Raw genomic sequence first — 26,137 nt, forward strand, 5'->3', positions numbered from 1 at the left:
AGTTTGGTTAATCTGAATATAAAGAAGTTTCTATCTTTGACTCCTCTGAGTTGCATTCTGAAGTTTTTTGGATCAAATACAAAAGTTGGGGACTAGGCAAAAAAGTTTAGATTATGTAAGGTGAAATTTTTTGCTCTCGCAGATTTTGCAAATGATGCAGATTCTTTTCCTTATACTTTACATATTGAACACAAAGCCACCCCTAGTTTTTTGACAACTCCCGTTTTAAATCTCACCAGACTGTTCTCCCTATAAAAGACCACAAAGGTTAAACAAAGAAAATCAACGATTTATCTGTGGAAAACCTGTGATCTGCGGGAAATAAAATTCGTGCATTTGTGGCCACAATATGCAGCCCTCCATTTTATCAAAGATAAAATCCTTGCGTCTTAAAAACATAAAGCATTAAAAAATATCTTTGCGCCTTTGCGAAAAACCAACAAGGAGAGCAACATCTGTAAAAATCTGCGCGATCTTTTGGAAATAAAAAATTCGTGCATTCGTGGCCATAATATGCATCCCTCCATTTTATCAAAGATAAAATCCTTGCGACTTAAAAACATAAAGCATTAAAAAATATCTTTGCAGCTTTGCGAAAAACCAACAAATAGAGCAGCATCTGTTAAAATCTGCACGATCTGTGGGGAATAAAAATATTCGTGCATTCGTGACAAAAAATACATCTAAACAATTTCTCCCCAAGTTTTGAAACTGATCCCCTATTTGCAAATTGAGTTTAGTCCTTCACGCTTTCTGCATTTAATAACATCACTTTAGGAGGGCAGGTGAATAAAAAATTCACTATGAAAAAGATTCTGCTCCCCGCACTGCTATTCACAGCATTACTGTCATGTGAAAAATCCAAACCCACTAGAGAACCTGACCCTTATATAGATTCTATACAGGCACGTATAAAAGCCAATGAAAAGATTCAGTTTGAAGAAATTGACAGAAAACTAGAAGCCCACGCCAAAGCTCAAAAACAATACATATTCGTTCGGTTGCTTGTTGAGGAAGATTATGGAATGGATACAAGACGAGCCAACTTTGTCTCAGGAATCCAAGATATAACCCACGATTTGAGCGAGGATGAAAAAGCACAGATGGAAGACCTGATAATTTCAAACTATCTCAGTTCACCCGATGCGAAAATTCGTAATGGCAGGGTCAAAAAGAAAGAAATGTTTGTATTTGGCAGTTATGCAGAAACAAGCGAAAAAAGAAACACATTTTTAATTACCGAATAACGAGCATAATATGAAAAAGATTTTACTAGGTCTAACAGTAGGACTGACAACACAGTGTTTATCCGCGCAGACAAAAACATTCAGTTACAATATGGTTCAGATTACCAAGAACATGAATGTAACAGAACTCGCAACACGAAAAACAAAAATTGTAATTAACAAGACTAAAAACACAATCAGTGTAATAGATTCTGAGTTTCCCACTCCCTACGTCTTCAAGATTGATAGTTATTGTGATATTACTACTCCGTCTATCAATTGCATGATACGGGACAGACAAAACAAACTCAACTTTTTCTCCTATAACAAAAACAGATTAGAGATTATGGATATTGCAGGAGACGGAACAAGATACATTAATATAAAACCATAACATTAGTATGAAAAAACTTTCTTTCAGAGCTATAACAATAGCATTATCACTAACATTGACAACCATAAACTGTTCTAACAGTAATGATGAAGACAACACTACACCGACCAACCAACAAACACCTATAACAACTCAGTATTTTCATCCGCCAACATGGATTCAGGGAATATGGGGCGTAACCAATGGAACAACCACAATCAAGCTATTCAGATTTACAGTAGATGATTTCATTATGATTACAGGAACTTCAGAAGTAAGCATGACAGGAACAATCAAAGCTACACCAAATGGAGGTAGTGTTGACGAAACCATAAATCAAACTCAGTACAATTTTACTGTAAAGTACAATATCACCCCAACAACACAAGGTTTTGAGTTCAGGAAAGTTTCAGCAACTCAAATTCAGTGGAAAGATAACAGTCACAATACTTGGTTTGACTTGGTGAAAATGTAGTAAAAAAACAGAGCCTTGACCTTATGGGGTTGGGGCTTACTTTTTTATCTCCATAATTACCGATGCATAAATAGATTATAGACAAATCTGCTACATAGTACCAATACATACTACTAATTCATTTCTTAATTAATCATACTCTAATCCCTCTCAAACTAATTCAAACATTCTAACCAGAAAAATTTGGAGAAAAAAAGTTTTAAACACGTCAAGTTCTTTCGCTATTGCCATTTACATTTGTTTTTAGAAACGTTTCAAAAAAGCAAACAACTAAAACATAATTTATGGAAAATATTTTAGACGACATTAACGATTTTGACGAAGAAAGTAAGCGAATACTTCGAGGAAGCCGTATTATACAATTTGCAGAACTGGAAAAAGGTATTTATGGAAGTGGTAAAAACCCTTTTGAAGGAATAAGAACCAACAAAACATTTGATGAAATCTCCAATGAATATGCATTAAGCACACCTTTTGGAAAAAACAGTGCTTTTATAAACCTACTACTGAAGATTATGATGCTTTATCCAAAGATTTTTATACAGGTGGAATTAATTACGAACTTCTCGCAAAAGATTTGAAAGAAAAATTAGGACTGATAAACAACTTCTTGTTTGAGCCAGAAAAGTATCTATTGGAAGATAAGACCATTTATTCAGGTTCTTCCTCGTTTAATGCTCCTGTATTCAGTAGTATTAAAAATGACAAACCCTTTGTATATAAAAAGAATGATACAGAAATTCAGGCGACTTTTGATTTAGCCAAATTAAATACCAGAAAAAATTTACTGAGTAACTCTTATAATTTTGGGATTTATTTTGACAATTATAAAGTAATCTATAATCTTAACTTTATTTATAAAGATGGAGAGGGTAAGAAATTTTCTGACGCACAAACGGATGCAACTGAAACTCCCTATGATTTCAAATTGAATGACGAATATATAGCAATAAAACTTTATACAGGAAATGCAGAAACCTTTATTGAGTTTTTGAGAATTATAAAAGGTAATTCACAAGCCGAGCAAATGAAAAATGATATTATCCGATATTATAAACATTTTTTTGCAACCGCTAAAAGCAACCCTGATATTATTGATGCTTTATATGAAAACATTCCAGATTTTGTTTTGGAGGTTCTTACTGATGAAATGCTTTGGAAGGATTTTATTTCTCTTTCTGAAAAAGCTATTGATACATCTGGTACTAATGAAAACCTTTCGGTTATTAATTTGTTAAAAGGTGTAAAAAATGGTGTTTGGTGGAGTACACAGTTTAATAACAATCCTAACGTAGTAAGAAAAGTTTTGAATAAACTCAAAGCTAACTATCTTGAAGATTTCATTATTTCATTGACAAAAGTGGGAATTAATGCATGGAAAGATTCTGATTACCAAAATGCGATAACTTATTCTCTCGAAATGAAAGACACATTGAAAAATGGTGTTGTTGAAAACAGATTTGTGTATTGGAGCGGATTTTTGGAAAAAGAGAAGAAATTTGAAGTCGGTTTTACCATTCACTCTTATGAAAATGGGAATCAAGCTCCTTCAGAAAGTGGTTCTGAAACATTGGGTATAAATGACGCCTTTACTCCATTGAGAATATCAGATGATAAGGAAGATTATTTTATACCTACAATTGTGGCGAATTATTTTACCGAAAAGCAAATTGAAAATGACAGATGGACAATTTTAGAGAATATTACAGCAGGGTTACTACCTGAATTTGAATTAATTGCCTTTAGGAATTTTTCTTCTTTAATTTCAAAATTAAGATATTCCAGATATTTAAAGGTTTTGGGAGAAAATCCTGCGTTTCAGAAAATATTAGTTGAACTTTCCAACACAAGGTATATGGCAAAATATTTATCTTTGGAAGAAGAAACGGCAGTAAGGCTTTATACATCAGGATATTATTCTGGTTTAAACAGAGCTTTAAGAGGAGAAATTACTATAACAGAAGAGTATAAAGTATTTAAAGAGTTACTCAATAATGCTTTGAAGAAATTACCAAAAACAAGCTCATCTACTTTTTACAGGTTAGAAAAAATGTCTCCTGAATTACTGAAGAAAGAATATGCAATAGGTAAAACGGTAGAGAAAAAAGGCTTTACATCTTCTACTTATGATTATATGTCGGCAGAAGAAATGATGGTTGATGATGTAGGTTTTAATGTGTTTATAAAAATTACGGGGAAAAATGGTAAGAATATAGAAGCTACCTCAAAAATACCTGCTGAAAGAGAGGTTCTCTTTAAAAGTAACACAAAGTTCTTTGTTGAATCTATCAACGAAGTCCCAAAGTCGTCAAATCCAGAAATTAAAATTTATCAAATAGTATTAATCGAAAAATAAATTATATGAATATCGAACAATTGAAAAAACAACTTGATGAAAAGCAGTTAAGACATAAAGAATTATTTGATTTTTTATATTTTAAACAATTACCGCAAGATGAATACGACAAATTCAATAAGGAAAACATCCATCTTTATGAAGAATATAGGAAATTGTCAGAAGAAATCAGGGCATTAAAATTGGAATTAATGACACCCGAAGAGAAGTCAGAATACTATCGCCAAAAGGAGCTGGCTAAAGAAAAATATAAAAAATCTGATTTGAGCTAGTTATGATTTAATCTGACAGTTATAAAAAAATGATTGGTTTTACCACAGAAGCAAAAAGGTAAGACCAATTTTTCTTTAATAATATCTAATCAACCTCCCAATACCAGCTTGTTTTATAAAAAGTTTCATAATTTCCATTATACATAACTTGATACGATGTCCACATATCTACTTTTTCTTCCTGACCCCAAGAATTTTTTTTAGTACCATATTTGACACTATCAAGCAAGTTACTATAAACATAGCTTGAGATTCCAATGTAATAATCAGCTTTACATTCATCACTAATCACAACAGATTTATTTACAGCATTTCCTATCCAAATTAAATCTTTAGTATTATTGTCTCCACCAACGCCAACTTTTACACATAATATTTTCCCATCATCAAGTCCAATTCCAAAATCAACAGCGGAATATTTTGTCAGTAAATTATTAATCCCCGATTCTGAATGTGCTATCATGTATCTTATTTGCATAGCTGCTTTTACAGCTGCACTTAATGAAACTTTGGTTGTTCCTTGAAAAAAGGCTAATACACTATCTCCATTAAAACTCCTTACTTCTCCACCTAGAGATTTTGCAATTTTTACAGTAGTATATAAATATGCCTTATGAATTTTTGCAATAGTTGATTTATTATGTTTATTAAGAATTTTAGTTGAATCTCTTAAATCAATGTAAAGAACCGTGGCTTCAAACAGTAATCCTTTATTACCAAAAGTCAGTTTACTATCTGTTATCTCAGGAACATAACTAACCTCGTCAATTTCAAAATTAGTATCTAAAATATTTTTTACTGTTGATGAATGAGCGAAGATTTATTTGAGCAAATTTTTAATGAAAATTCAAAATGGAAATTCCATAAAGAGAAGTTTGTTAATTTGTATAAAAATGAATTATTTAAATAAATATTATTTGTTTTCCATCTCATATCATAATTCTAACTTAAAACTCGCCAAAATATATAAAACCTACCTCCACCTCAATCGTAGTTTTACTACATTTTTTGAATTTTTCAAAAATTTGTATATGTGGTATTATTCATTTATCTATATTTGGTGATATAAACACAAAAGCACAATATTAATGAGAAAGAATATTTCCAATTCTGAAAAGATTTCAGAGAACCATATAGCAGGTATTAACCGTGTGGTTAAGCTTGACATTGTGGTTGAAGGGAAATCTATCAGTCATTTTAAACACTTTCGTTTACAGCAAAGTGCCAGAAGACATCATAATTTTGAACTAACTTTAGCTCATGATTCTTTGATTGAGGTACAGAACCATAACCTCGAAGAAGCCAGACAGTTTTTAGGAAAACGAATTACAGTAACTTTCAAGTATAAAGACTATCAAGATGAAAGCCCTGAAAGAACATTTGTAGGAGTCATTACAAAGATTGCATTCAGCCAAGAACAAATGAGCTTGGGAAATGTTGTTCTGAAAGGATATAGTCCAACAATTTTAATGGATTCAGCTCCTCATACTCAGAGCTTTGGAGGAAATAAATCTGTAAATACGGCTATCATCGCAGATAGTATTATTAAAGAGGTATTAGGAACGAGTAAATTTGATTTCAGAGTAGAAACTCAAAATAAAAGTTATATCAATTACAGTTCACAATATTGCGAAACACATTATAATTATCTTGCAAGACTAGCAGAAGCTTATGGAGAGCAATTTTATTATGATGGGCATATTTTACATTTTGGAAAAATTCCTTCACCCGAAAAACCCATCCAACTTGTTTACGGAAGCAATGTTACAGATATACAGGTAGAGTTAAAAGCTATTCATACTAAGCCCGAATACTTCGGATATAATAGCAGTAATAATGCTAAAATATTTGGCTCAGATAATGTAATTAAACATATCGGAGATTTATCTCAGAAAGCATACGAATTAAATGATAGTATTTTCAAGACACGGTCACTTACTCCTAGCCCTATCAATCCAAATATGTTTCTGGATGTGGATGATTCTCAGAAAAGTGCAAGAGGAAGTAAAGCGGTAGAGGTTTTTACTGTTTCTGGAAGGACAACTGTTCCTTTCTTGTTTATAGGTTGTGTAGCAGATATAGACATGAGAAACAAAGACAGTAACAAAACTTCCCACTTCACTACATTAATGATGACGGAAGTGAGCCACGAAGTAGATGCAAGAGGGTATTATACCGGAAGCTTTGAAGCCATAGCTGAAGGAACGGGTTTCATGCCTAAACCAGCCTTTATAATGCCAAAAGCAGAAGCACAAGTGGCAACGGTTATCTCCAATGTTGACCCATTGAATCAAGGTAGAATACGAGTACAGTTTGACTGGCAATTAAATGATACTACACATTTTATCCGAATGATGAGCCCTGATGCAGGTGGAACAGATGCTATAAATCAGAATAGAGGTTTTGTGGCTGTTCCAGAAATTGGAGACCAAGTAATGGTAGGCTTTGAATATCATAATCCAGATTTCCCTTTTGCAATGGGTGGAATGTTTCACGGAGGTGTAGGTTTGGGAGGTGGTGTGGATAATCATCTTAAATCTATACAAACAAGAAGCGGAATCAAGGTTTTAATGAATGATTCAGAAAGAAGTGTAACAATTGAGGACCCGAGCGGAAATGTTTATTTTATGGACGGACAGGGAAATATTAATGTTACTGCTCCAAATAAAATAATCATGAATGCTACTGATATACAAATGAATGCTTACAACAATTTGGAAATGAATGTTTCCAATAATGTAATCATCAATGCAATGTCAAAGTTCTTTGTGTTTACTCCTTATATGAAGAATGTTGTTAGTGGTTTCATGAGTTTCTTCAGTGGTAAAGCATTGTTCAGTAGTCAAAACACTCTAGATATCGAAGCCAAAGAAGCTAAATTACATGGTACTGAAAAAACTCTTGTGCACTCAGATAAACAAGCGGTTATTAACAGCAAGGGAACCGCGGAAATGTATGGAGAAAGCGGAAACCAACTTGGGAATACTGCTAAACAAGCAACAACAGTCCCTCCTGAACAAATTGCAATTGCAATGGTATACTTCAGACCTGATATTGCTTGGAATGGAGAATTTGGGTTTGATTGGATAAGAGAAAAAGATAATGGACTAGCTCCTGCTAACGACCCGGCTTATGCAGATATTATTGAAGGGGGCTATAAAGACGGTGTAACAGATTTAACAGGAGGAGCAACAGGTACAGCCTATGCGCAGCTAAAAACCAAATATTCAATTATTCCGATTTCGAGAAAACCACTACCAGCTGGAGCGCCTGCTCCTGCAACAACAGCATCAATTGAATATATTGTGCCCTATCTTACCTTATTTTCAAAAGATTTTGTTGATGCAATGCCTGCGACAATAACTAATAAACCTAAATATGAAGCAGAGTTAAAAGTTTTGGTGGAAATAGAAGAAGATATAGATAAATTAGAATTTGATTTGACTTCAATTAATACATCTACAGATACATTTATAACCGTCGACAAAGTAACTCTACAAGATAAAACTAAAACAGCAGGATTAGTTAACTCGGCAGATTCCACAATAAAAATAACTTGCCTGAAAGACTTGTCTACTGATAAGGAAATAAAAATCTATGCTTATCCCAAAGATAGTAGTGTAAAAACACCTGCCGAACAACTTACTCTAAGAAAATTGGTAGGAAAAATCATAATTTTGAAAAATGATGCCACTGCAAGGAAGAATCAAAAATTTGTTTTGGTTTCAGTAAAAACTAACATTAATAATGTGGCTGGTAATGATAAGACGGGGACATTTTCTCCATCTGAACAAGAAGGATTGTACCAATGTCTCATTACTAGTGAACTGGAAACTGGTCCAATATTAGATTTGAGTGGAGACCCAAAATTCCAGATTATAACCGACGCACATGGTAATAAGACATATGGGGATTATATTTTCAAAAATACTTCAGGCAGTTTAAGACATACGGACGGTAATATTTATGAGGATGAAAAAGGAGCTTCTGGTAAAACTCCTATTTTTGATTATGTAAAAAACTTATATATCAGCCAAAATCCTCAATACACTGGTTGCTATACTATGTTTAGCTTTAATGAAAACACTTATGATAGTTTTTATGACCCATCCACAGGTTCTGCTGCTGCAGTTCCAGGGCAGGTTCAGGATATAAAAATAAAAAATGTATTTTTATTTAACGGTATACAAGGTGCAGCAAGAGGTAGTGATACTATTTCTCACGAAGGATTACATGGATTAGGTTTGCACCACACTCATATGGACGGAACACCAATAACACAAGCAGACAGAAAATTTGTATATGCAAATGGAAATAATAATCCTACAAACTCTACAGATAATATTATGAGTTATGGACAGAAGGTAAAAAAATCTACTTGGAAATGGCAATGGGATATTGTAAAAAGCAATGTATAAAAAACGATATGAAACATATATTATTAGCGATATTAATGATAAGTACATTAAGTTGCAAAGGACAAAGAATCAAGATATTTAATCCAAAAGAAATGAAAACATTTAATATACAAAATTTTGAGAAGAATAAAGGGAAGCAAGGCTATGTCAATGAATATCATTATACACTCATTGACGAATCAGAAGTTAGAGAATATTCTACAACAGTTTCTCCTAATAATTCAGAATTGAGATATAAACGAGAAATTACTAAGAAACACAATCCTTTTAAATATTCCTATACTTATTATGGAAATTCATATTTATATGCAGAAATAAATGAATTTAATAATTCTTTACTATTGGCAAAAGAATACGACAAAGATGGTAGACTTATCAAAGAGACAGATTTTGATAAAAACTTCAAGCACATATTTGAGCAGATACATGATATTGTTTTGAAAGAAAAAAAGGTTGATATATATGATACTAGACAAGCAGTAGCTTTAAGACATGACACCCCTGATGCCACCATTAAAAAATATTATCAAATTCACGTTCTCAATAGTAAATTAGTAGGCAATGAATGGTATTCACAGCCTGATTATAGTTTTATTATTGATGATGCTACAGGTAAAATTATCAAGTCAGCTGAAAACTCACAAAAATAATATTAATGAAATTATATGTTAAAATTCTGGCAGCCTTAACATTATTGGTATTTTACTCTGATTTATATGGACAACTCCAATATAAAAGAAGCTATCAGGCCTTATTAGAAACAAATATCAAAGATAGAACAGATGGTAGTTGTGAAGTTTCTCATTACACTACATTTAAGTTTGAAAAAAAAGGAAATGTAGATATTATTTATATGACGAATTATTCTTGTAACCCCAAAGAAATAGAAAAAAATTATGTTGATCTAAGCACACCTATAAAAACAACATCAACATATCAAATCAAAAATAATAAAATCTATATAAAAGATTTTCAATATTCCCCTCTACTCATTGGCAAAAAAGAATTAATATATAATAATATTATTTTCAAATTGGAAAAATAATTCCCATGCCACAAAAAATTACAGATACCGCCCAACTATCCTGTAGCCAAGGAACAACAGCTAGTAATTTAAGCGTTACGAGCCAGAACTTCTCCATGGCTGAAGGAAAATATATTGCAACAGAGCAGGATAAGCAGGCAAATACAAACATAAAACCATTTGGTCAGTGCAAGTTAAAGCCTTCATCAGGCGGATATTTGCCATGCACTCCCATGCCGACTATGTGGCAGAAAACTACAGAAAAAGACACTATCAACAATTACAAGATTCTTACAGAAGATTCATTTTGTATGTGTGGAACTGGCGGGGAAATTTCTGTAGATAATAAAGGACATAGCGAAAAACATGAGATAAAAAATTAGCTTATTCAACATATTAATAAAATGATTAGTTCTACCATAATATCAAAATCGTAAAACCAATCATTTTCATTATTGACAAAAACCTCATAAACAAATATGAGGTTAATTTTATTTTTAGTATAAGTTAAGCTACATTTTGATAAATTTTGTTTTGATTATTAAACTCTTCAATAGTTTTGTAGTTTAGGGTACTGTGACGTCTTTTTTTATTGTACCAAATTTCAATGTATTCAAATATTTCCAGCTCCATTTTTTCTTTTGAAATAAGCTTGTTTCCATAAATCAGTTCTGTTTTCAATGATTTGAAAAAGCTCTCCGCTACAGCATTATCCCAACAATTTCCTCTGCGACTCATGCTTCTTGTAATGCCATAAAATTCCAAGGTATTTGCAAATTTCCTGCTTGCATATTGAACTCCTCTAAGTGATGTCAGAAACCCAAACTTGCGAGGTTTTTCGGCAATAAAATTCCTGTCCAATACATTTTCTACCACCAAATAATTGTGTTTAGAGTTTGTAGTTACTTTAAATTTTTTGCTTAATTTACTTCTCAAACCAAGTTCTTTCATATACTTTGCAACGGTTACCTTGGAAATTTTACAGCCTAAAGAATTCAATTCAAAAGTAATCCTTGGACTTCCGTAACGTTGTTTTGCTGAAAAATAAATTGAAGTGATTTGCTGTTTTATTTTTTCTTTCAAAAGCAATCTTTTCCTACAGGGTCTGTTTTTCCATTTGTAATAACTGCTGGAGCTCAGTTTTAAAACTTGGCACATCTTTTCAATCGGGAAAATAGATTCATTATTTTTTATGAATTTATACTTCATCGACCGCTCTTGGAGAACATGCCGATTGCTTTTTTTAATATATCGCGTTCTAATTCTGCATCTTTCAGCTTTTTTTCCAGCTCATGAATTTTTTCTTGTTCAGGGGTTAGTTTTAAATTTCCATTCCCTGGAAAACTGCCTTCTCCAAATTCTTCATACTCTTTACGCCATTTGTAAAGCAGCGTGACTGCAATTCCCAGCTCCCTTGAGAGTTCTGATATATTAGTTCGTTCTTTGCTCAGTTGAACAGCTTTGGTTTTAAAAGCAGAATCGTAGATTTTTCGCTCTCGTTTCATAAGTTAAAATTAAGGTTTTATGCTTAACTTTAACTGGATACTAAATTAGTATATCCATACAAGGACTTATAAATAAGCTGACTTCATTTTATTAATCTATAATCATTAATCATACTAAAATTATGAACAAAAAAAATTTAATCCCTGATACTGGATAAAATTCGCCTACCACAAATTAAGTATAAATACGTATATTAAAATGACTCAGTATGATTATTTTTATCAAATAATTATACACCATGAATATCACATTAGATTTTTCCACTCAACCGGAATCATTATTTACGCATGTCTTTATCAGACAACGTAGAAAATTACAGTATGGCAAACTGATACCTGTTACAATATCTTTTATACTTTAATAAAAATCATCAAAAAACTAATAACAAACATGAAAAAATTCAAAAATTGGATGCTTTTGAGCATTACAACAGGTACTATTTTCAGTCTTATCTGTTGTAAAAAATCTATAGATTCTATAGAAATGGATAAAAATGATAAGGAGTCTCTGGAACATTTTGAGAAAAAGTATTTTTCAAACTACAACAAATCATTCATTCCAGATACAGATGACGATAATCTATGGAAAAATGATACCTTAGTTGTAACCAAAGAAGATTCTGCGAGGGCATTTCATACCTGGTCCTGGCAAAAGTATTTGCATTTAACACAGAACATTAAAAATTCAGCAAATGAAAAAAACCGGAATGGTTTACCTTTGTTCCTGGATGATTCAAAAAATATTTTTCAGATTACCGAATACGGAGAGCCTGTACATCCTGAGAATAACTCACCTTTAAAATTATTTTCATTTCATCAGGCAGGTAGTGACCATCCTGTCTTAAAATCAAATATAAACTTTGCGGGGATTTCCGAAGATTATACTGTTTTTTATTCGATACATATGAATAAAATTATGCATAATCAGATCGTTAAAGCAACAGAATCTGCTATTGCGAAAGTAAAAAAAGGGATTAAAAATATAAGTAATTCAACAGAGGCTTATAAAAATCATTCATTAGAACTAAAGGCTGCGTGGGTAGATCTTAATGCGATTCCCAAAGATAAACAGAAAAATTACCTGATTGTAAACAATGTACAACAAATAAATAGAGTTTATTTAAAAAGAATAGATTCTCTCATCAGGAAAAATGATTATCGTAATGTTAATGTCATACTTAATAATCCTTCAAACTATCAGACCATATCTGCCGTTGCACTTATTGGTTTACATATCGTTGGCAAAGTAGAGGGATTTCCGGAAATGCTCTGGGCAACTTTTGAAGGTCAGGATTTGGCTCCGGATAATCTGAATAATTTAACGGATTTGAATTCAAAACAAAGACATGGATTTAAATCAAATATAAATGATAGTCAGTCCATTGCTAAAACAGAAACCGATTTTTTATTCTTTAAAAAAGGTGAGCTTAACGCCAAAGATTCTCTTGATGCTATTGAGTTTGACACCTCAACTAAAAAGGGTAAAATAGCTGATAAGGCCTATCGTAAATATCCATTGGGTATATCACAAAAATATGATAATCCAAATAATTCTGAATATAAAAGACATGCTGATCTCGCTAATGAACTAAATAAAAAAGCACTTCATAAAAGTGAAATCAAGCAATATTATAACGGTAACATCTGGCTGGCAATGCTTAATAGCAAGGAGTCTAGAAATGTAGATGTTTATCAGCAATTTAAAACAGAAAATTTAAAATTGGCAGGAAGTCCAAATGCGACAAATAGTACGATGGAAACATATCATCAAAATACCACCTGTTTCTCTTGTCACACAATATCAAACTTTTCATTAGATTCTACAAAAGATGTGCAATACCAAACCCTACTAAATGTCAGTCATATATACACTGCATATTTTGCCAATGCATATAGAAAAAAAGATCAATCAAAAGAGAACATACTGTTAAATATCAACAACATACAATCTTTAAATGAATTGATAAAAACACAAAACGAACAAAAATTAGAAGCAACTTTTAAATAAAAAATAAATCTCCTGTTGTTACTTGAAGCGGCAGGAGATTTTTACACCCGCAATCATGAATATACAACAAATACACAACAATCTTTTCAGCCCCAGGCCAAAATCCATTTTTCTCTGCACAACTTCGGAAGAAATATTATCATATATAAATAACAAAGAAATTATAAATAATGGCTTTACCATAAGAGGAGGTGGCCATAATCACGAATCGTACTGCGTACAGGATGGTAAATCTGTTATTGATATTTCGGGATTAAAAACATACACAAAAAATAAAGAGGGAAAAAGTATTACCGTAGGTGCAGGATTAACCAATCTTGAAATTATTTATTTACAATCAAAAAACAATCCAGATACCATTTTTTCGACCGGAGAATGTGTCGGTGTTGGTACAGCAGGTTACACACTGGGTGGCGGATGGCATTTGTTATGCAGACAAAACGGATTATCTGCTGATAGTGTGAAGTCAATAAAAATTATTCGTTACAGCAAATCTTCAGGTAAATTTATTGAAGATATAATCACTAAAGGAAGCAAACAAAAGACAGAGATTATCATCAATGGAGAGAACGTTAGGAAGGGAAAATTATTTGAGATCATTCTCGGTTCTGGTGGTGGAAATTTTGGCATTGTTACAGAAATTACATACAAAACATATAATTTGCCGAATATGTATGATGTAGAAATGACTTGTGAATATGCATCCGATAAAAAAAAGGAACTTATTGATGATATTACAAAATGGCTGGAACATCAGAAAACAGATAAAACTTTCACATCAATTGTACGATTGGTAAAATTTGGAGATAAAATTAAAATCAGGATTTTAGCCAGAGTTCCCGAATTTAAAATTAAAGAATCACAAAGAATATTTTTAGAAATGGAATTTATGAAAAATTTTGGCAAATATTCTATGTCTAAATTTTCTCCATACGGTATCGGTGAGTTGTCTGAGTATAAAGAATATGTATCAAATTCAGACGATGAAATAACCAGGACAGCATCAACTCAGTTGCGTTTAAATTTTGATGCTTTAAAAAAAATGTATGAAAAAATTAAAGAAAATGCCAAAACAAAAGGAATTGATTCTTATTTAGGCTCACCCTTCTATTACGAATTATCACATCAACAAGACAGTAACATTACCGATAACTCATCCAACTACTCTTGCAGAACGCCCCGAAAGCATAAAGTTACATCTGCTTTTGTTAAAAAAACAGCTGATTTAAACTCTGTTATTACTCAGGTAGCAGACTATTTTTTCACCAATAACAGTAATCGTAACACCTATTCTATCTGTACTTTCCATGCTGTAGGGGGTAAAGCGGGTTCCGGTAAAACAAGCTATGCATTTAATGAAAATGATTTTTTACTACAGATTCAATCTTGGCTTCCTGAGAATTTTAATGATAAAAATACAGAAAACAACATGGTTGACTGGGTGAATAAATTCAGAGAACAATTAATGAAAACCAATCTTTTAGAAGGTGCCTTTATCAATTTTCTTAATGACAAAATACCCGTTCAGGATTATTACAAGAACTATGAAGAATTAAAAATGTACAAATTGGAAATAGATCCTTATCATATGATTGACTCATCTCCTTTATCAAAGAAATAATACCTATTCAACAATCCAATCACTGTAAAAATAATTAATTAAAACTTATTAAAATGGAAAAAAAGTACATTAATGATCTTAAGGCTCAATTTATTGACACCTACCAAAAGGTGATGATAGAAAATGGTGCACATCCAGCCCCAAGAGCCGTATTCAGAAAACAACATGGCGTAGTACACGGAGAATTAAGTTTAACCAATAACTTACCAATGGAAAAATTAGTAGGTGATCTTGGTTTCTTTGGAATTAAGGAAAATTTCAAGTGTGTAATGCGTTTTTCAAGTGATACAGACCCTAAAAAAACAGATGTAAAATCTACCATTGGTTTAGGTTTAAAGATTTTTGATTTACCGAATAATGCGGAAGGGTTTGATGGGCCAAATACAGATTTTATATTTCAGAATATTGATGTTTTTTTCGCTCAAAATGCCCAACAAATGGTAGATTTTACTCAAATTTCTACTTCTGGTGACATTAACCAATTAAATAAATATTATAAGGAAAACGAAGAATTGAAACGTATTTTAGACCAAATGGAAAAATACGAAGACAGCTGCTTAACCACTGCATACTACCCTATTATACCATTCCGATTAGGTGAGAAACATATGATAAAACTACGGCTTAAACCAGTAGTTAAAGAAAATTTCCCTGTCATCATGAAGCAGAAAGATTATCTCGCTAAAGATTTACAGCAAAAATTATCTAATGATTCTTACCAATTTATTCTTGAAGGGCAAATAAAAGCGCTTGATGAGAAAATAGCAGATAATTTACAATTAAAATGGGATGAAAGTTTTATTGAAATTGGTAGATTAAACCTTCCCAAACAAGATTTACATCTGATTGGAGTAAAAGAACTTGGTGACCATATTAATTTTAACTGCTGGCGTATCAATTCACTAAATCAACCGCTGGGTAGTATTGCCGAGGCCAGAAGAGATGTTTATAAATATGGTGCAGAAACGAGATACAGTGCCAATGCTTTAGAGTTCAGAGAACCTCAAGGACAAGTCTGCCCTTTTCATGCACAAAATAAAGATGAAGAAATAGTTGACCACGAAATTGTGAGTGCTGCCATATATCCTTCAATAGGCATTATGCGTGTAGGAAATAGTGATGAATACTATATCGGGCCACAAGTTCCCGAACCCATCATGTCAAATGGTCTTTCTTTTTATAGGGATAGAGAAGGCAAAATCAAAAGACAAGCTGCAGAATTTAGAATATATGGTCTGAATATTAAAGGAGAAGTTGTAAAAGAACTTACCCATCCTGATAGTAAAGACAATGTTGAAATTAGCTGGTCGTGCCATTTAGCCAACCAAAAAGCAGCTTGGTATCAATTCAATCTTGCGTTAGATATTCCGGAAGCAAACGAAGATGAATATAAATATTCATTTAAAAGAAATTCGGATATCCAAGATCGTATGAGCCTCGTTATTGATGGAGGTATAAAAAATTTAAATAGCAAATCGATCAACAATTCAGCAAAATTTAAAGGGAAATTTTTAAGAGACACAGAAGTTTATCTTGGAGAAATATTTTTCGATAAGAATTCACCAAATTCCAAAAGATTACATGTACTTGGAGGTAAAGGTGTATCCAAAAGTGTTAAAAATGAAATTGCTTTAGATTTTGCAAATAATGATGGTTGGTATGACGACACTTCTGATGGACCGGTAACAGCAACTTTAAAACTCAATGATAAGGAAATTAATGTAAAACCGGCCTGGGTAATTTGTGCACCTCCGGATTATGCCCCTATGCAGCAATCAATAAGAACAATGTGGGATTTAATGAGAGATCTGTCTGTAAGAGAACTTAAATTGCCTCCTCCACTTAGCCCTTCATTCTCTTATGATATATTTCCCATTTTTAAGAGGATGACAGAATTACAATGGGTAAACAAAGGTTTTTTAACCACTTTTGGCTTCAGTGGAGCTTATAATTTCAATGAAAATATATGGATTGAAAAATTAAGAGATGGGACTATGAATAACTTAGAATTCAGAAGACAAATGTTTAATCAGTTCAGGCAGTTTGATCTCCCGGGTTCTCAATCTCCTGCTTTATGGCCTTGGTTATATGGAGATGCTATAGAAATAGTAGGAAACGGAAGCCCTAGGCAGCACAGCACCCTTACAAACCTACAAATCACAATGTTGCAACAATGGGTAGCTGGGAATTTTATTGATGATTGGGACAAATATAAAACCAATTACATCAATCCTAAACCTTTAGATGAATATCCTGTAGAAGAGCAAGCTGACTTACTTACAAGAGCTGCTTTAGATTTTTGTCTGGCAGATGCTTTTCATCCAGGTTGCGAAATGACATGGCCGGTAAGAATATCTTCTATGTATGATTCTCCTTTCAGATTTAAATTTGATAAAGATCATTTTATTAAAGATAACCTTGAATACGGTTCTTTTATAGATCAAACGTTACTTAATAAAATAATAAACCCTTTCGAATTTCAAGTGGCAGGCAGTATAACACGTTGGATGGCTATTCCCTGGCAAACAGATACGGCCTCTTGTAAAGACGGATACGACAATTCATATGACCCTTATATTCCAACATTTTGGCCAGCACGAGTGCCTAATGAAATTATTACTTACAAGCAATTCAAAGCTTTACAGGAAAAACAAGGAAATCCGGAAGAGCAGTTAGAAATATTAAATCAACGTTTTGAGTGGTTAGAAGATTTACCTGGTAACCCCACCATTTATTCCCCGTACCAAGAGATTATTAACAAAATGATTACTCATTTTGATGCTGTAGGCACAGTGCTACCTATAAAATTAGATGAAACAATGACAAATAATGAGAATACCAAAGTTCCGAATACGGTACAAGTTGCCTTAACCAGCTCATACACTAAAATTATCAATATCATTTTAAAAGAGACCAGACAAAAGCTAACAGATAATGTCGCAAAAGATAACGTAGTTGAAATAATATCAAATAATGTATTAAATTCATCTCAATTACAAATTGACGAAGATCTAAAAAAAGAAGCAGAGCACATACTAAATAACTCAGAAGAATTAGAAAATCTACTGTCAAAAGTTCAGGAAACAAATAAGGATTTACAAATAGAATATGTCAAGCCAAATCAGAAAATAGTAACTATTCATGAAAGATTTAGAAGACGTTTTAATTCTTAATAATGAATAACGATTTCGACATTATAATTATTGGAGGAGGCATAGCAGGGTGTATCGCTGCTATGCACCTCCATTCTTTTTACAAAATTTTAGTCATTGAAAAACCAGAAAACACAAATGTTTTACATGGGGAAACTTTAGTCGCATCCAGTAAACGTATTTTTAGTGAATTAGGAATTGATATTGATGCAATAATGCAAGATCCATTGGTTGGCAAACCTACCATTGGTATGCAGTCATATTGGGGAACACCTCATCCTATCATGCAAGATAGCCTACAGAATCCTGAAGGTCACGGCTGGTCTATCGATAAGAATAATTTTGTACATAAATTACAAAAAATAACAAGCGAGCGAGGTATTAAAATCATTAGAGAAAATATTATCAGCGTTTCAGAAGAGTCTAAACACTGGGCTTTGATTACAAAAACAAAGGCAGGTTCTGAAAATAATTATCAAGCCAAATTTATCATAGATGCTTCAGGACGCAGAAGTTTGATGGCTCAAAAAATGAACATTCAGCGTCTCAAAAAAGATCAGCTCATTGGGATTCATGCAAGTCTATACATTCCAACCAGAAAAGAACTTTCAACCATCTATGCAGTCGAAAACGGATGGTGGTATATTAGCAAACTACCTAATAATAAACACTTGATTAGTTTCTTTACAGATTCCGATTTATGTGATAAAAAGTTGACAAAAGAGGGAGAATTTTTTAAAAATTATTTTTTAGCTGAAAAAGATTTAATTAAAACTTTAGAAATTAAAGAAGAAATATTGGATTATGAATTTTTAGGTACAAAAGCATCACATTCTTCCTGTCTTAAACTGCAGGTACAATCAAATTGGATAGCAATTGGAGATGCTTGTTTAACCTTTGATCCGTTATCTTCTCAAGGAATGTTTAATGCTTTAGCAATGGCTGCTCAATACTCTAAATTGATCATTACATCGAATGTGGTTCATACCTTATCAGAAAACATTAAAAATGCATTTATAGCAGAATACAATCGTATGGCAGAAAATATTTGGTCTCATTTTGAATATCATCATTACATCTACTACAGGATGGAAAAAAGATGGCCAAACCAATTATTTTGGAATAGACGTCACGATCTCTAATAAGCAGTACTTATAAAATTAAGGTAAAAATATACTTAAATGTACCTGATCTCATCTTGTATAAATCCTATTAATTACATAAAAATTAAATATTTTTTTTTAAAATGAGTATAAAAAATGCTGTATTATCTACTATTCTAATTATTTTAATTTTTACAACTTCTTTCAGAGCATATAGATTTTTATTCAATACTACTACGTTAAATATTGTAACATTTTATCAGACTCTTCAAGCAAAGAACAGGTGTTATTCCAAATGAATAAAGAAGTTTGAATTAGAAAAATGAATGATTTAAAAAAATTAGCAGCTCCAAAAAGGTGGGTAACGTTTTTCGGTCAAGCAAGAAAAAACTAACCCTATTTTATTCCGACACTTAAAAATAATTGCTATTTTTAACCAAAAATGGTCAACCTATTTTAAAATATGACACAAAAATAGAAATGAAAGTAAAAAAAATATTATTTAGCATATTAACCGCTCTTGTTTTAATGATATCAATATTCCTTTATATGAATAAGGATAAATTTGTCTATGTAGGTTCAATAGATATTATTGAAGTTGATTGCAGCAAAAAACGTCAAATCTTGAGCGAAGTTTTAGAAAGTGACCAAAGGATTAGAAAATCAAATGAACTCATCAAATATGCTAAAGAAGATCATAGGAATCAAGAATTAGTGATTAGCATTATTGAAAAGTGTGGTATGCCAACATTAAAGGAGGTAGATCAAAGACAAATGTATGCAATCTGGTTGGGACTGCAACATAGTACTAAGGAAATCAGAAAAAAGTATTTTCCACAAATAGAGAAAGCAGTTAAAAATGGAGACTTATCTAAAGACCAATACGCATTGATGAAAGATAGGATGTTAATGGACGAAGGAAAACCCCAAATATATGGTTCACAAATAAAAAATGGTAAATTGTATACATTGGAAAATCCTGAAACGGTGAACGAAAGAAGAAAAGAAATGGGAATGGAACCAATAGAGGATTATTTAAAGTATTTCAATATTCAGTTCAATCCGAATTAACAACACAACATATAATCACGTAGACGGCTCTGGTCATAATTAATCCTATAAACGCTCTTTATTTGTATCATTATTTCAGCTCAAAATCTTTCAGTTCCGCGGTTGGTCTTAAAGTTTTCTCAGCGTCAAATTCATTTAAAGACTGTTGTTCCTTTATTTTTAACGGAAAATCATGGTTGGCTAATGCCGCTTTACCAATCGTAACCAAATCTGCTATTCCTTCTGAAATAATCGATTTTGCCGAATCTTCCGAATCAATTTTACCATTTAATAAAAGTGTAATTTGTAATGTCCTTCTTGCAATCTGAGCCAATGAAAGAACCTCAGCTGTTTTATATTTATTATCATTAAAAGCAGGAGCAGTCGCATCAAATTCAGTCAAATGAACGTAATCAACTCCAGCCTTTTCAATAGTTTTAAATATGAATTCTGTTTCTTCTTCATTCTCTCATTTATGGAAATAATCATTAACCTTTCCCTGAGAAAGTCTTATTCCCACAACAAAATCACGGCTAACATTCCTTTTAATTTCCTGAATAACATCTACATAAATTCTCAGTCTATTTTCAATACTTCCTCCATATTCATCGTTTCTGATATTACTGTATGGAAAGAAATTGGTCTAGAAGATAGCCATTTGCCCCATGAATTTCGACTCCATCAAAACCCGCAGATTCAGCATTCTTAGCTGGTTCTGAAAATTGCATTATTTGCCAAGTAATTTTGCGGCTTAAAAGGTCTCGAAAAAAATAGTTTTCTCGAGACCTTCTATTTTTTTATTATATCATAAAATGCAGAATATGATATACAGTGGTATATTTCTTTACATTAAGATTAGCGAAAAAGCTAACAACGTTCATTTTTTCAATGTACTGTTATTCTGTTAACAGCTTTAAATATTTTCTATTGTATTAACTATACCCTGAATTTTTTCTGATACCATATCCTCTGCTTTCTGAAACCAAGTACCCCACGCCTTTCTTAAAAGTCTCAATTTATAATTTCATATCATTTTATCTTTAAAATTTCCTTTACATTATTCAACCCCTGCAGCGTTATAACATCATTCAATACGTATTCATCAGGTTTCACCCGACGCTACTGATATTTAACCCCTTAGGGGTTTATGAAGGTAAATTCAAAAAGCAAACAGTATTATCGGAAAAATAGCCTATCCTGACCGGTAAAATTGCTCTTTTATCGATTTTGATTTGAATTCGTTCATTTCCATCCTACTTTTGAGGCAGAAATTAAAAATCACTATCATGTCTCTTTTTACTCCGCTTATATGGCTTTTAGCCATGTTACCCATCTTTTTCATAGCTTTCTTACGATCAAAAAAAGGAAATCTGAAGTTTCTCTTGCTATTTATCGCTCTATTTTTAGCTGATACCTATATACAGATATTCAGCAAACAATGGATACCTCATTTTTTTGGATTAAAGTTCGCCTGGCCGGGGAAACTGTTTAGTCTGGCTTTATCTTTATCATGTATCTTTTTTGTCAATCAAAAGGCCAGAACAGAAATTGGATTTACGGCTTCTTCCCATTCTAGAAATCAAATTAAATATGGAATTTTAGTCTTTCTCGGATTCCTGATTTTCGATTTTATATTTAAACTTATCCTGTTTCCCAAAGGGGGTGAATTTGATTTGGAAACCTTTCTTTTTCAGGCTACAATGCCGGGACTGACAGAAGAATTACTATACCGTGGAATTTATCTCTGGATATTCGATAAAGTATTTTTACCCAGGTGGAATTTCAAAGGCATACAATTCGGCTGGTCATTTATTATTGTGACAGTGCTTTTCGGCATTGCCCACGGTATGGTTCTCACTCCAGAACATCAATTTAAATTCGATCTGACCACCATCGTTTATCTGACCTTAATTTCATCTTTAAGTCTGGGAATTCTGAAGAAATTCTCCGGAAATCTCATCTATCCCGTTATGGGGCACAATGTCATCAATTTGATGAACGTCATTATCAGAATTCTTTAATTTTTTATACCGCCCACCATGAAAAAAATAATATTTTTACTGATCTCCATTTTAAGTTTTGTTGCTAATCAACTCTTTTCACAAAAAAAAATAGATGCTTATTTCGATCATTTATTCAATAATAAAAAAATGATGGGCAGTGTTGCTATTTCGTACAAAGACAGCATAATTTATTCAAAATCCATCGGTTTTGCTAATGCCGAGACTAAAAGAATGAATAATGAAAACACAAAATTCCGCGTTGGATCTATTACCAAAACATACACTTCCGTGCTGATTTTAAAAGCAATAGAAGAACAAAAACTCCAGCTGGAAACCAAATTATCCTCCTATTACCCTCGTATAGAAAATGCGGAAAAAATAAGTATTGAACACTTATTAAAAAATAGGTCTGGACTCTATAATTTCACAAATAAAGACGGATTAGCGGATTGGCAAAAAGACTACCATACAGAAAATGACTTTATAAATTATATTTTGAGAGAAAAAAACAGCTTTGAACCGGGAACAGAATATGAATACAGTAATACCAATTATGTTTTACTGGGCTTTATCCTTGAAAAAATATATAATAAGAGCTTTTCTGAAATTTTACAAGAAAAAATAGCCATCCCCCTTCACCTGAAAAATACCTATTTCAGCTTTGAGACTGATGAAACTAAAAATGAAGCCCTTTCTTACAATATTCAGGATTTCTATCTAAGAAATGAAAAGGTAAATTTCTCCAATCATCCTGCAAGCGGAGGGATTGCATCAACACCTAAAGAACTTAATCAATTTATCTCAGCCCTTTTTACCGGAAAATTAATCTCCGCTAAAAGCCTGGAAATAATGCTTCCTAAAAAAGGTGGTGATTATGGCTTAGGAATTATGAGGCTGAATTTCGACGATATTGAAGGCTACAATCACAGTGGTCGAGTAGAAAATTACATATCAGACTATTGGTATTTCCCAAAACAAAAATTGGGCTTGGTCTGTTTAGCCAACGCTGTGAATATAGACACCAACGAGGTCATGAAAACCTTATTACATGCGGCCTATCATAAATCACCTGTACTACCGGATTTTAATATCATTGAGGGATTTCCTGAGAGCGAATTCAGAAAAATGATGGGAACCTACACAACAGATCAGAAGGAAGATAAAATCACAATCTCGTCAGATGGTAAAAATCTTATTTTTCAGGCCTCTCAGGCAGGTCAGGACTATGTTCCGTTTGAATACAAAGGCGAATCCACTTTTGAATACGACAATATTAAACTTGTTTTTGTCACCGGAACCCAAGAAATATATTTCGAACAGGATCAATCAAAAAAAGTTTATACAAAGAATAAGGAATCCGTTTAAAACCTTATAGAAATTGGCAGGAAGATTTTATTTTTAATTTGATTTCCTCCTAAGCTCTTTTGAACGTATTCTTCATTTTTGATTTGCCCCCGCCAAATCTTCAGCTAAGAATTGAAAAATACAATTCTAAATCCATTCAAAATCATAAAAATTTTAATCTGATAGAATTTGAAGGTATTTTATAGATTAATATCAACGTCAGTTATTCATTCTAATCTCAAAAGCTTATTTTTGAAATGTCTTTCAACAAAAGAAAAATGCAGACCCGACTGAAGCCCGCCGAACTTATTTCCGATCAAAATATCTTACTGGATTTTGAGAGGTTTTATACCCGAAATCCGAAGATCATTTTCCACTTTTTCATGTGGTTGGTCTTTTCGGTTTTACTATTCCTTAACTATAGTCTTGAACTCCAATTATCGGCTTTCAGCAGTACGATTTTAACCGTAAGAAGCATGGTTAACAATATGACCGTATTTTATATCTTTTTCTATCTGCTGATTCCGATGTGTTTTTCGAAAAAGAGAAAAATCAATATTGTATTCATTGCTCTTAGTATTCCGGCTTCAGTATATATATGGATGGCCGTCAACTATTTTATCTTTGTTTTGTATCATAATCTCGGATTTAGGATTGATGCAGGCATTTATAAAGATATAATCGAAAAAAATGCCGCTCAGACATTTTTTGAAGCTTTAAAGTTTGAAACCGTGATTGGAAATTCTGTTTTAGTCATTTATTCTCTGGCTCCTTTTTTCTTTGCTAAGATTTTAATGGAGATCCTTAGGATACAAAATAAAACCACTCGGTTACAACAGCAAAAATTAGAAGTCGAAATCCAAAATATCAACATCGAAAAAGACTTTCTGAAATCACAGCTGAACCCTCATTTTCTCTTCAATACACTGAATAACCTTTATGGACTGACCGTTAAAAAAGACGACCTCGCGCCTGATGTTATTTTAAATCTTTCTGATATTATGAGCTACACACTCTATGAATCCAACTCCGAAAAAGTGGCTTTACAAAAGGAAATTGACTTCATTAAAAATTATTTTGAACTCGAAAAAATGCGGTATGCAAAAGATAAAAATATCCAGCTAACAATCGTAGGGGAAAACGAAATCCCAGGTCTTTATATTGCCCCTCTGATGGGTTTTACCTTCATAGAAAATGCATTTAAATACGGCTTAAAAAGCGCTCAAAATCAATTTATCAAACAGGAAATTAAAATTAAAAACCACACATTTTACTTTGTCCTGGAAAATGATATTGAAAAGACTGAAATGCAGAAAGAATACGGGGGAATAGGATTAGAAAATATCAAAAAAAGACTCCGGCTTCTCTACCCGAACCAGCATAGCCTGGAGATTAGAACTTTAGAAAACAGCTTCAGAATTGAATTAAAAATTAACTTGTAACCATGGAAAAATTACGTTGCATCGTATTGGATGATGAACCAATCGGAAGAGAAATTATTGAAAATTTCGTTAAAGAAATCTCTTTCTTGGAACTTATTGACTCATTCGGAGACCCTGTTGAAGCCCTGATGTTTTTAGAAAACCATTCGGTAGATATTATCTTCAGTGATATTCAGATGCCGAAAATCAATGGTTTAGACCTGGCTAAAACCCTGGTAAATCCCCCGGTCATTATCTTTATTACGGCGCACAGGGATTTTGCATTAGACGGTTTTGAAACCGGAGCAACCGATTATCTCGTAAAGCCCGTTCGGTTTGACCGGTTTTTAAAAGCGGTTAATAAAGCAAAAGATTATCTCAATCTTAAACAAAATGCTACCGTTCATCAGGTAAATTCTGACCGAATTTTCATCAAATCTGAAGGAAAACTCACGAAAATTCTTTTGGACGAAATTCTTTATGCCGAAGCCCAGGGCGACTATCTGAAAATCGTTATTCATAACGAATCCTATAAAACGCTAGCCACCCTGAAATCTATGGATGATATTTTGACACTGCCTCAATTTTTTAAGATTCAAAGGTCATTCATAGTCAATCTGGAAGCCATCAGAAGCATTAATGGAAACAGGGTTGAATTAACCAATGGACAAAATATTTCCATAGCCCAAAATAAGAAAGACGAGCTATATCAGGCGTTGGGAATAAAATAAAAACGTGTGCCTTCATTTTTGTCATACTTAAAGAACAACCCCCATTGCTGAAACT

The 26,137-nt window shown here is 32.6% G+C and carries 24 protein-coding genes; 19 read left to right on the forward strand and 5 right to left on the reverse strand.

Annotated elements, in window-relative coordinates:
• Positions 1–803: 803 nt before the first annotated feature.
• From VUJ46_RS07045 to VUJ46_RS07070, 6 genes are all read left to right on the forward strand, one after another.
• Positions 804–1,247 carry a hypothetical protein gene (locus tag VUJ46_RS07045; RefSeq protein ID WP_326984281.1) on the forward strand — a complete coding sequence of 148 codons (444 nt, stop codon included), beginning with the start codon at positions 804–806 and terminating at the stop codon, positions 1,245–1,247.
• Positions 1,248–1,257: 10 nt separating this feature from the next.
• Positions 1,258–1,620 carry a hypothetical protein gene (locus VUJ46_RS07050; protein WP_326984282.1) on the forward strand — a complete coding sequence of 121 codons (363 nt, stop codon included), beginning with the start codon at positions 1,258–1,260 and terminating at the stop codon, positions 1,618–1,620.
• A 7-nt stretch (positions 1,621–1,627) separates the two neighbouring features.
• Positions 1,628–2,074, forward strand: coding sequence for a hypothetical protein (locus tag VUJ46_RS07055; RefSeq protein WP_326984283.1), 447 nt, complete (start codon positions 1,628–1,630; stop codon positions 2,072–2,074).
• Between the two features lie 284 nt (positions 2,075–2,358).
• Complete coding sequence (locus VUJ46_RS07060; protein WP_326984284.1) at positions 2,359–2,655, forward strand: hypothetical protein; 297 nt, start codon at positions 2,359–2,361, stop codon at positions 2,653–2,655.
• Positions 2,652–4,430, forward strand: coding sequence for an ADP-ribosyltransferase domain-containing protein (locus VUJ46_RS07065; RefSeq protein ID WP_326984285.1), 1,779 nt, complete (start codon positions 2,652–2,654; stop codon positions 4,428–4,430). The genes VUJ46_RS07060 and VUJ46_RS07065 overlap by 4 nt, the downstream gene beginning before the upstream one ends.
• A 5-nt stretch (positions 4,431–4,435) precedes the next feature.
• Positions 4,436–4,702: a hypothetical protein gene (locus tag VUJ46_RS07070; protein WP_326984286.1), complete on the forward strand. Its 267-nt coding sequence runs from the start codon at positions 4,436–4,438 to the stop codon at positions 4,700–4,702.
• Positions 4,703–4,787: 85 nt separating this feature from the next.
• On the opposite strand, the gene VUJ46_RS07075 is transcribed toward VUJ46_RS07070, so the two are convergent.
• Positions 4,788–5,165 (reverse strand): hypothetical protein, encoded by a 378-nt coding sequence (locus tag VUJ46_RS07075; protein WP_326984287.1) that lies wholly within the window; start codon positions 5,163–5,165, stop codon positions 4,788–4,790.
• A gap of 625 nt (positions 5,166–5,790) precedes the next feature.
• On the opposite strand from VUJ46_RS07075, the gene VUJ46_RS07080 reads away from it, so the two are divergent.
• The 4 genes from VUJ46_RS07080 to VUJ46_RS07095 are packed head-to-tail and all read left to right on the forward strand — an operon-like array spanning position 5,791 to position 10,527.
• Positions 5,791–9,120 carry a type VI secretion system Vgr family protein gene (locus VUJ46_RS07080; RefSeq protein WP_326984288.1) on the forward strand — a complete coding sequence of 1,110 codons (3,330 nt, stop codon included), beginning with the start codon at positions 5,791–5,793 and terminating at the stop codon, positions 9,118–9,120.
• Positions 9,121–9,128: 8 nt separating this feature from the next.
• Positions 9,129–9,770 (forward strand): hypothetical protein, encoded by a 642-nt coding sequence (locus tag VUJ46_RS07085; RefSeq protein WP_326984289.1) that lies wholly within the window; start codon positions 9,129–9,131, stop codon positions 9,768–9,770.
• Between the two features lie 5 nt (positions 9,771–9,775).
• Positions 9,776–10,165, forward strand: a complete 390-nt coding sequence (locus VUJ46_RS07090; RefSeq protein WP_326984290.1) for a hypothetical protein — start codon at positions 9,776–9,778, stop codon at positions 10,163–10,165.
• Between the two features lie 5 nt (positions 10,166–10,170).
• On the forward strand, positions 10,171–10,527 hold the full coding sequence (locus VUJ46_RS07095; protein WP_326984291.1) for a DUF4280 domain-containing protein: 357 nt from the start codon (positions 10,171–10,173) through the stop codon (positions 10,525–10,527).
• A gap of 124 nt (positions 10,528–10,651) precedes the next feature.
• Here the strand turns inward: VUJ46_RS07095 and VUJ46_RS07100 are convergent, their stop codons facing one another.
• Both VUJ46_RS07100 and VUJ46_RS07105 read right to left on the reverse strand, forming a co-directional pair.
• Positions 10,652–11,227 (reverse strand): IS3 family transposase, encoded by a 576-nt coding sequence (locus VUJ46_RS07100; RefSeq protein WP_326984292.1) that lies wholly within the window; start codon positions 11,225–11,227, stop codon positions 10,652–10,654.
• 122 nt (positions 11,228–11,349) lie between these two features.
• Complete coding sequence (locus tag VUJ46_RS07105) at positions 11,350–11,649, reverse strand: transposase (RefSeq protein ID WP_326984293.1); 300 nt, start codon at positions 11,647–11,649, stop codon at positions 11,350–11,352.
• Positions 11,650–12,040: 391 nt separating this feature from the next.
• Here VUJ46_RS07105 and VUJ46_RS07110 point away from each other — a divergent pair, with 391 nt between their 5' ends.
• The 5 genes from VUJ46_RS07110 (at position 12,041) to VUJ46_RS07130 (ending at position 20,604) form a co-directional block, all read left to right on the forward strand.
• Complete coding sequence (locus VUJ46_RS07110) at positions 12,041–13,657, forward strand: hypothetical protein (RefSeq protein ID WP_326984294.1); 1,617 nt, start codon at positions 12,041–12,043, stop codon at positions 13,655–13,657.
• A gap of 55 nt (positions 13,658–13,712) precedes the next feature.
• Complete coding sequence (locus VUJ46_RS07115; RefSeq protein ID WP_326984295.1) at positions 13,713–15,278, forward strand: FAD-binding protein; 1,566 nt, start codon at positions 13,713–13,715, stop codon at positions 15,276–15,278.
• Positions 15,279–15,331: 53 nt separating this feature from the next.
• The gene (locus VUJ46_RS07120; protein WP_326984296.1) at positions 15,332–18,451 is read left to right on the forward strand and encodes a LodA/GoxA family CTQ-dependent oxidase; all 3,120 of its coding nucleotides are present in this window, start codon (positions 15,332–15,334) and stop codon (positions 18,449–18,451) included.
• 2 nt (positions 18,452–18,453) lie between these two features.
• A complete protein-coding gene (locus VUJ46_RS07125; RefSeq protein ID WP_326984297.1) occupies positions 18,454–19,572 on the forward strand; it encodes an NAD(P)/FAD-dependent oxidoreductase in 1,119 nt (372 codons plus the stop codon).
• A 384-nt stretch (positions 19,573–19,956) separates the two neighbouring features.
• Entirely contained in the window at positions 19,957–20,604 is a 648-nt protein-coding gene (locus VUJ46_RS07130; protein ID WP_326984298.1) for a DUF6624 domain-containing protein, read from the forward strand.
• Positions 20,605–20,674: 70 nt separating this feature from the next.
• Here the strand turns inward: VUJ46_RS07130 and VUJ46_RS22975 are convergent, their stop codons facing one another.
• Complete coding sequence (locus VUJ46_RS22975) at positions 20,675–20,986, reverse strand: oxidoreductase (protein ID WP_442784943.1); 312 nt, start codon at positions 20,984–20,986, stop codon at positions 20,675–20,677.
• 217 nt (positions 20,987–21,203) lie between these two features.
• The gene (locus VUJ46_RS22980) at positions 21,204–21,311 is read right to left on the reverse strand and encodes an oxidoreductase (protein WP_442784944.1); all 108 of its coding nucleotides are present in this window, start codon (positions 21,309–21,311) and stop codon (positions 21,204–21,206) included.
• Positions 21,312–21,869: 558 nt separating this feature from the next.
• Here VUJ46_RS22980 and VUJ46_RS07140 point away from each other — a divergent pair.
• From VUJ46_RS07140 to VUJ46_RS07155, 4 genes are all read left to right on the forward strand, one after another.
• The gene (locus VUJ46_RS07140; RefSeq protein ID WP_326984299.1) at positions 21,870–22,604 is read left to right on the forward strand and encodes a CPBP family glutamic-type intramembrane protease; all 735 of its coding nucleotides are present in this window, start codon (positions 21,870–21,872) and stop codon (positions 22,602–22,604) included.
• 18 nt (positions 22,605–22,622) lie between these two features.
• Positions 22,623–23,951: a serine hydrolase domain-containing protein gene (locus VUJ46_RS07145; protein WP_326984300.1), complete on the forward strand. Its 1,329-nt coding sequence runs from the start codon at positions 22,623–22,625 to the stop codon at positions 23,949–23,951.
• 236 nt (positions 23,952–24,187) lie between these two features.
• On the forward strand, positions 24,188–25,372 hold the full coding sequence (locus tag VUJ46_RS07150) for a sensor histidine kinase (protein WP_326984301.1): 1,185 nt from the start codon (positions 24,188–24,190) through the stop codon (positions 25,370–25,372).
• A gap of 2 nt (positions 25,373–25,374) precedes the next feature.
• Positions 25,375–26,082: a LytR/AlgR family response regulator transcription factor gene (locus tag VUJ46_RS07155; protein ID WP_326984302.1), complete on the forward strand. Its 708-nt coding sequence runs from the start codon at positions 25,375–25,377 to the stop codon at positions 26,080–26,082.
• Positions 26,083–26,137 lie beyond the last annotated feature (55 nt).

It is taken from the genome of Chryseobacterium sp. MYb264, assembly GCF_035974275.1.
Taxonomy (GTDB): domain Bacteria; phylum Bacteroidota; class Bacteroidia; order Flavobacteriales; family Weeksellaceae; genus Chryseobacterium.

Excerpts from the sequence above, each read along its gene's own strand:
- VUJ46_RS07045 (WP_326984281.1), top strand. The coding sequence starts at position 804 with ATGAAAAAGATTCTGCTCCCCGCACTGCTATTCACAGCATTACTGTCA.
- VUJ46_RS07050 (WP_326984282.1), top strand. The coding sequence starts at position 1,258 with ATGAAAAAGATTTTACTAGGTCTAACAGTAGGACTGACAACACAGTGT.
- VUJ46_RS07055 (WP_326984283.1), top strand. The coding sequence starts at position 1,628 with ATGAAAAAACTTTCTTTCAGAGCTATAACAATAGCATTATCACTAACA.
- VUJ46_RS07060 (WP_326984284.1), top strand. The coding sequence starts at position 2,359 with ATGGAAAATATTTTAGACGACATTAACGATTTTGACGAAGAAAGTAAG.
- VUJ46_RS07070 (WP_326984286.1), top strand. The coding sequence starts at position 4,436 with ATGAATATCGAACAATTGAAAAAACAACTTGATGAAAAGCAGTTAAGA.
- VUJ46_RS07075 (WP_326984287.1), bottom strand. The coding sequence starts at position 5,165 with ATGATAGCACATTCAGAATCGGGGATTAATAATTTACTGACAAAATAT.
- VUJ46_RS07080 (WP_326984288.1), top strand. The coding sequence starts at position 5,791 with ATGAGAAAGAATATTTCCAATTCTGAAAAGATTTCAGAGAACCATATA.
- VUJ46_RS07085 (WP_326984289.1), top strand. The coding sequence starts at position 9,129 with ATGAAACATATATTATTAGCGATATTAATGATAAGTACATTAAGTTGC.
- VUJ46_RS07090 (WP_326984290.1), top strand. The coding sequence starts at position 9,776 with ATGAAATTATATGTTAAAATTCTGGCAGCCTTAACATTATTGGTATTT.
- VUJ46_RS07095 (WP_326984291.1), top strand. The coding sequence starts at position 10,171 with ATGCCACAAAAAATTACAGATACCGCCCAACTATCCTGTAGCCAAGGA.
- VUJ46_RS07105 (WP_326984293.1), bottom strand. The coding sequence starts at position 11,649 with ATGAAACGAGAGCGAAAAATCTACGATTCTGCTTTTAAAACCAAAGCT.
- VUJ46_RS07110 (WP_326984294.1), top strand. The coding sequence starts at position 12,041 with ATGAAAAAATTCAAAAATTGGATGCTTTTGAGCATTACAACAGGTACT.
- VUJ46_RS07115 (WP_326984295.1), top strand. The coding sequence starts at position 13,713 with ATGAATATACAACAAATACACAACAATCTTTTCAGCCCCAGGCCAAAA.
- VUJ46_RS07120 (WP_326984296.1), top strand. The coding sequence starts at position 15,332 with ATGGAAAAAAAGTACATTAATGATCTTAAGGCTCAATTTATTGACACC.
- VUJ46_RS07125 (WP_326984297.1), top strand. The coding sequence starts at position 18,454 with ATGAATAACGATTTCGACATTATAATTATTGGAGGAGGCATAGCAGGG.
- VUJ46_RS22980 (WP_442784944.1), bottom strand. The coding sequence starts at position 21,311 with ATGCAATTTTCAGAACCAGCTAAGAATGCTGAATCTGCGGGTTTTGAT.
- VUJ46_RS07140 (WP_326984299.1), top strand. The coding sequence starts at position 21,870 with ATGTCTCTTTTTACTCCGCTTATATGGCTTTTAGCCATGTTACCCATC.
- VUJ46_RS07145 (WP_326984300.1), top strand. The coding sequence starts at position 22,623 with ATGAAAAAAATAATATTTTTACTGATCTCCATTTTAAGTTTTGTTGCT.
- VUJ46_RS07150 (WP_326984301.1), top strand. The coding sequence starts at position 24,188 with ATGTCTTTCAACAAAAGAAAAATGCAGACCCGACTGAAGCCCGCCGAA.
- VUJ46_RS07155 (WP_326984302.1), top strand. The coding sequence starts at position 25,375 with ATGGAAAAATTACGTTGCATCGTATTGGATGATGAACCAATCGGAAGA.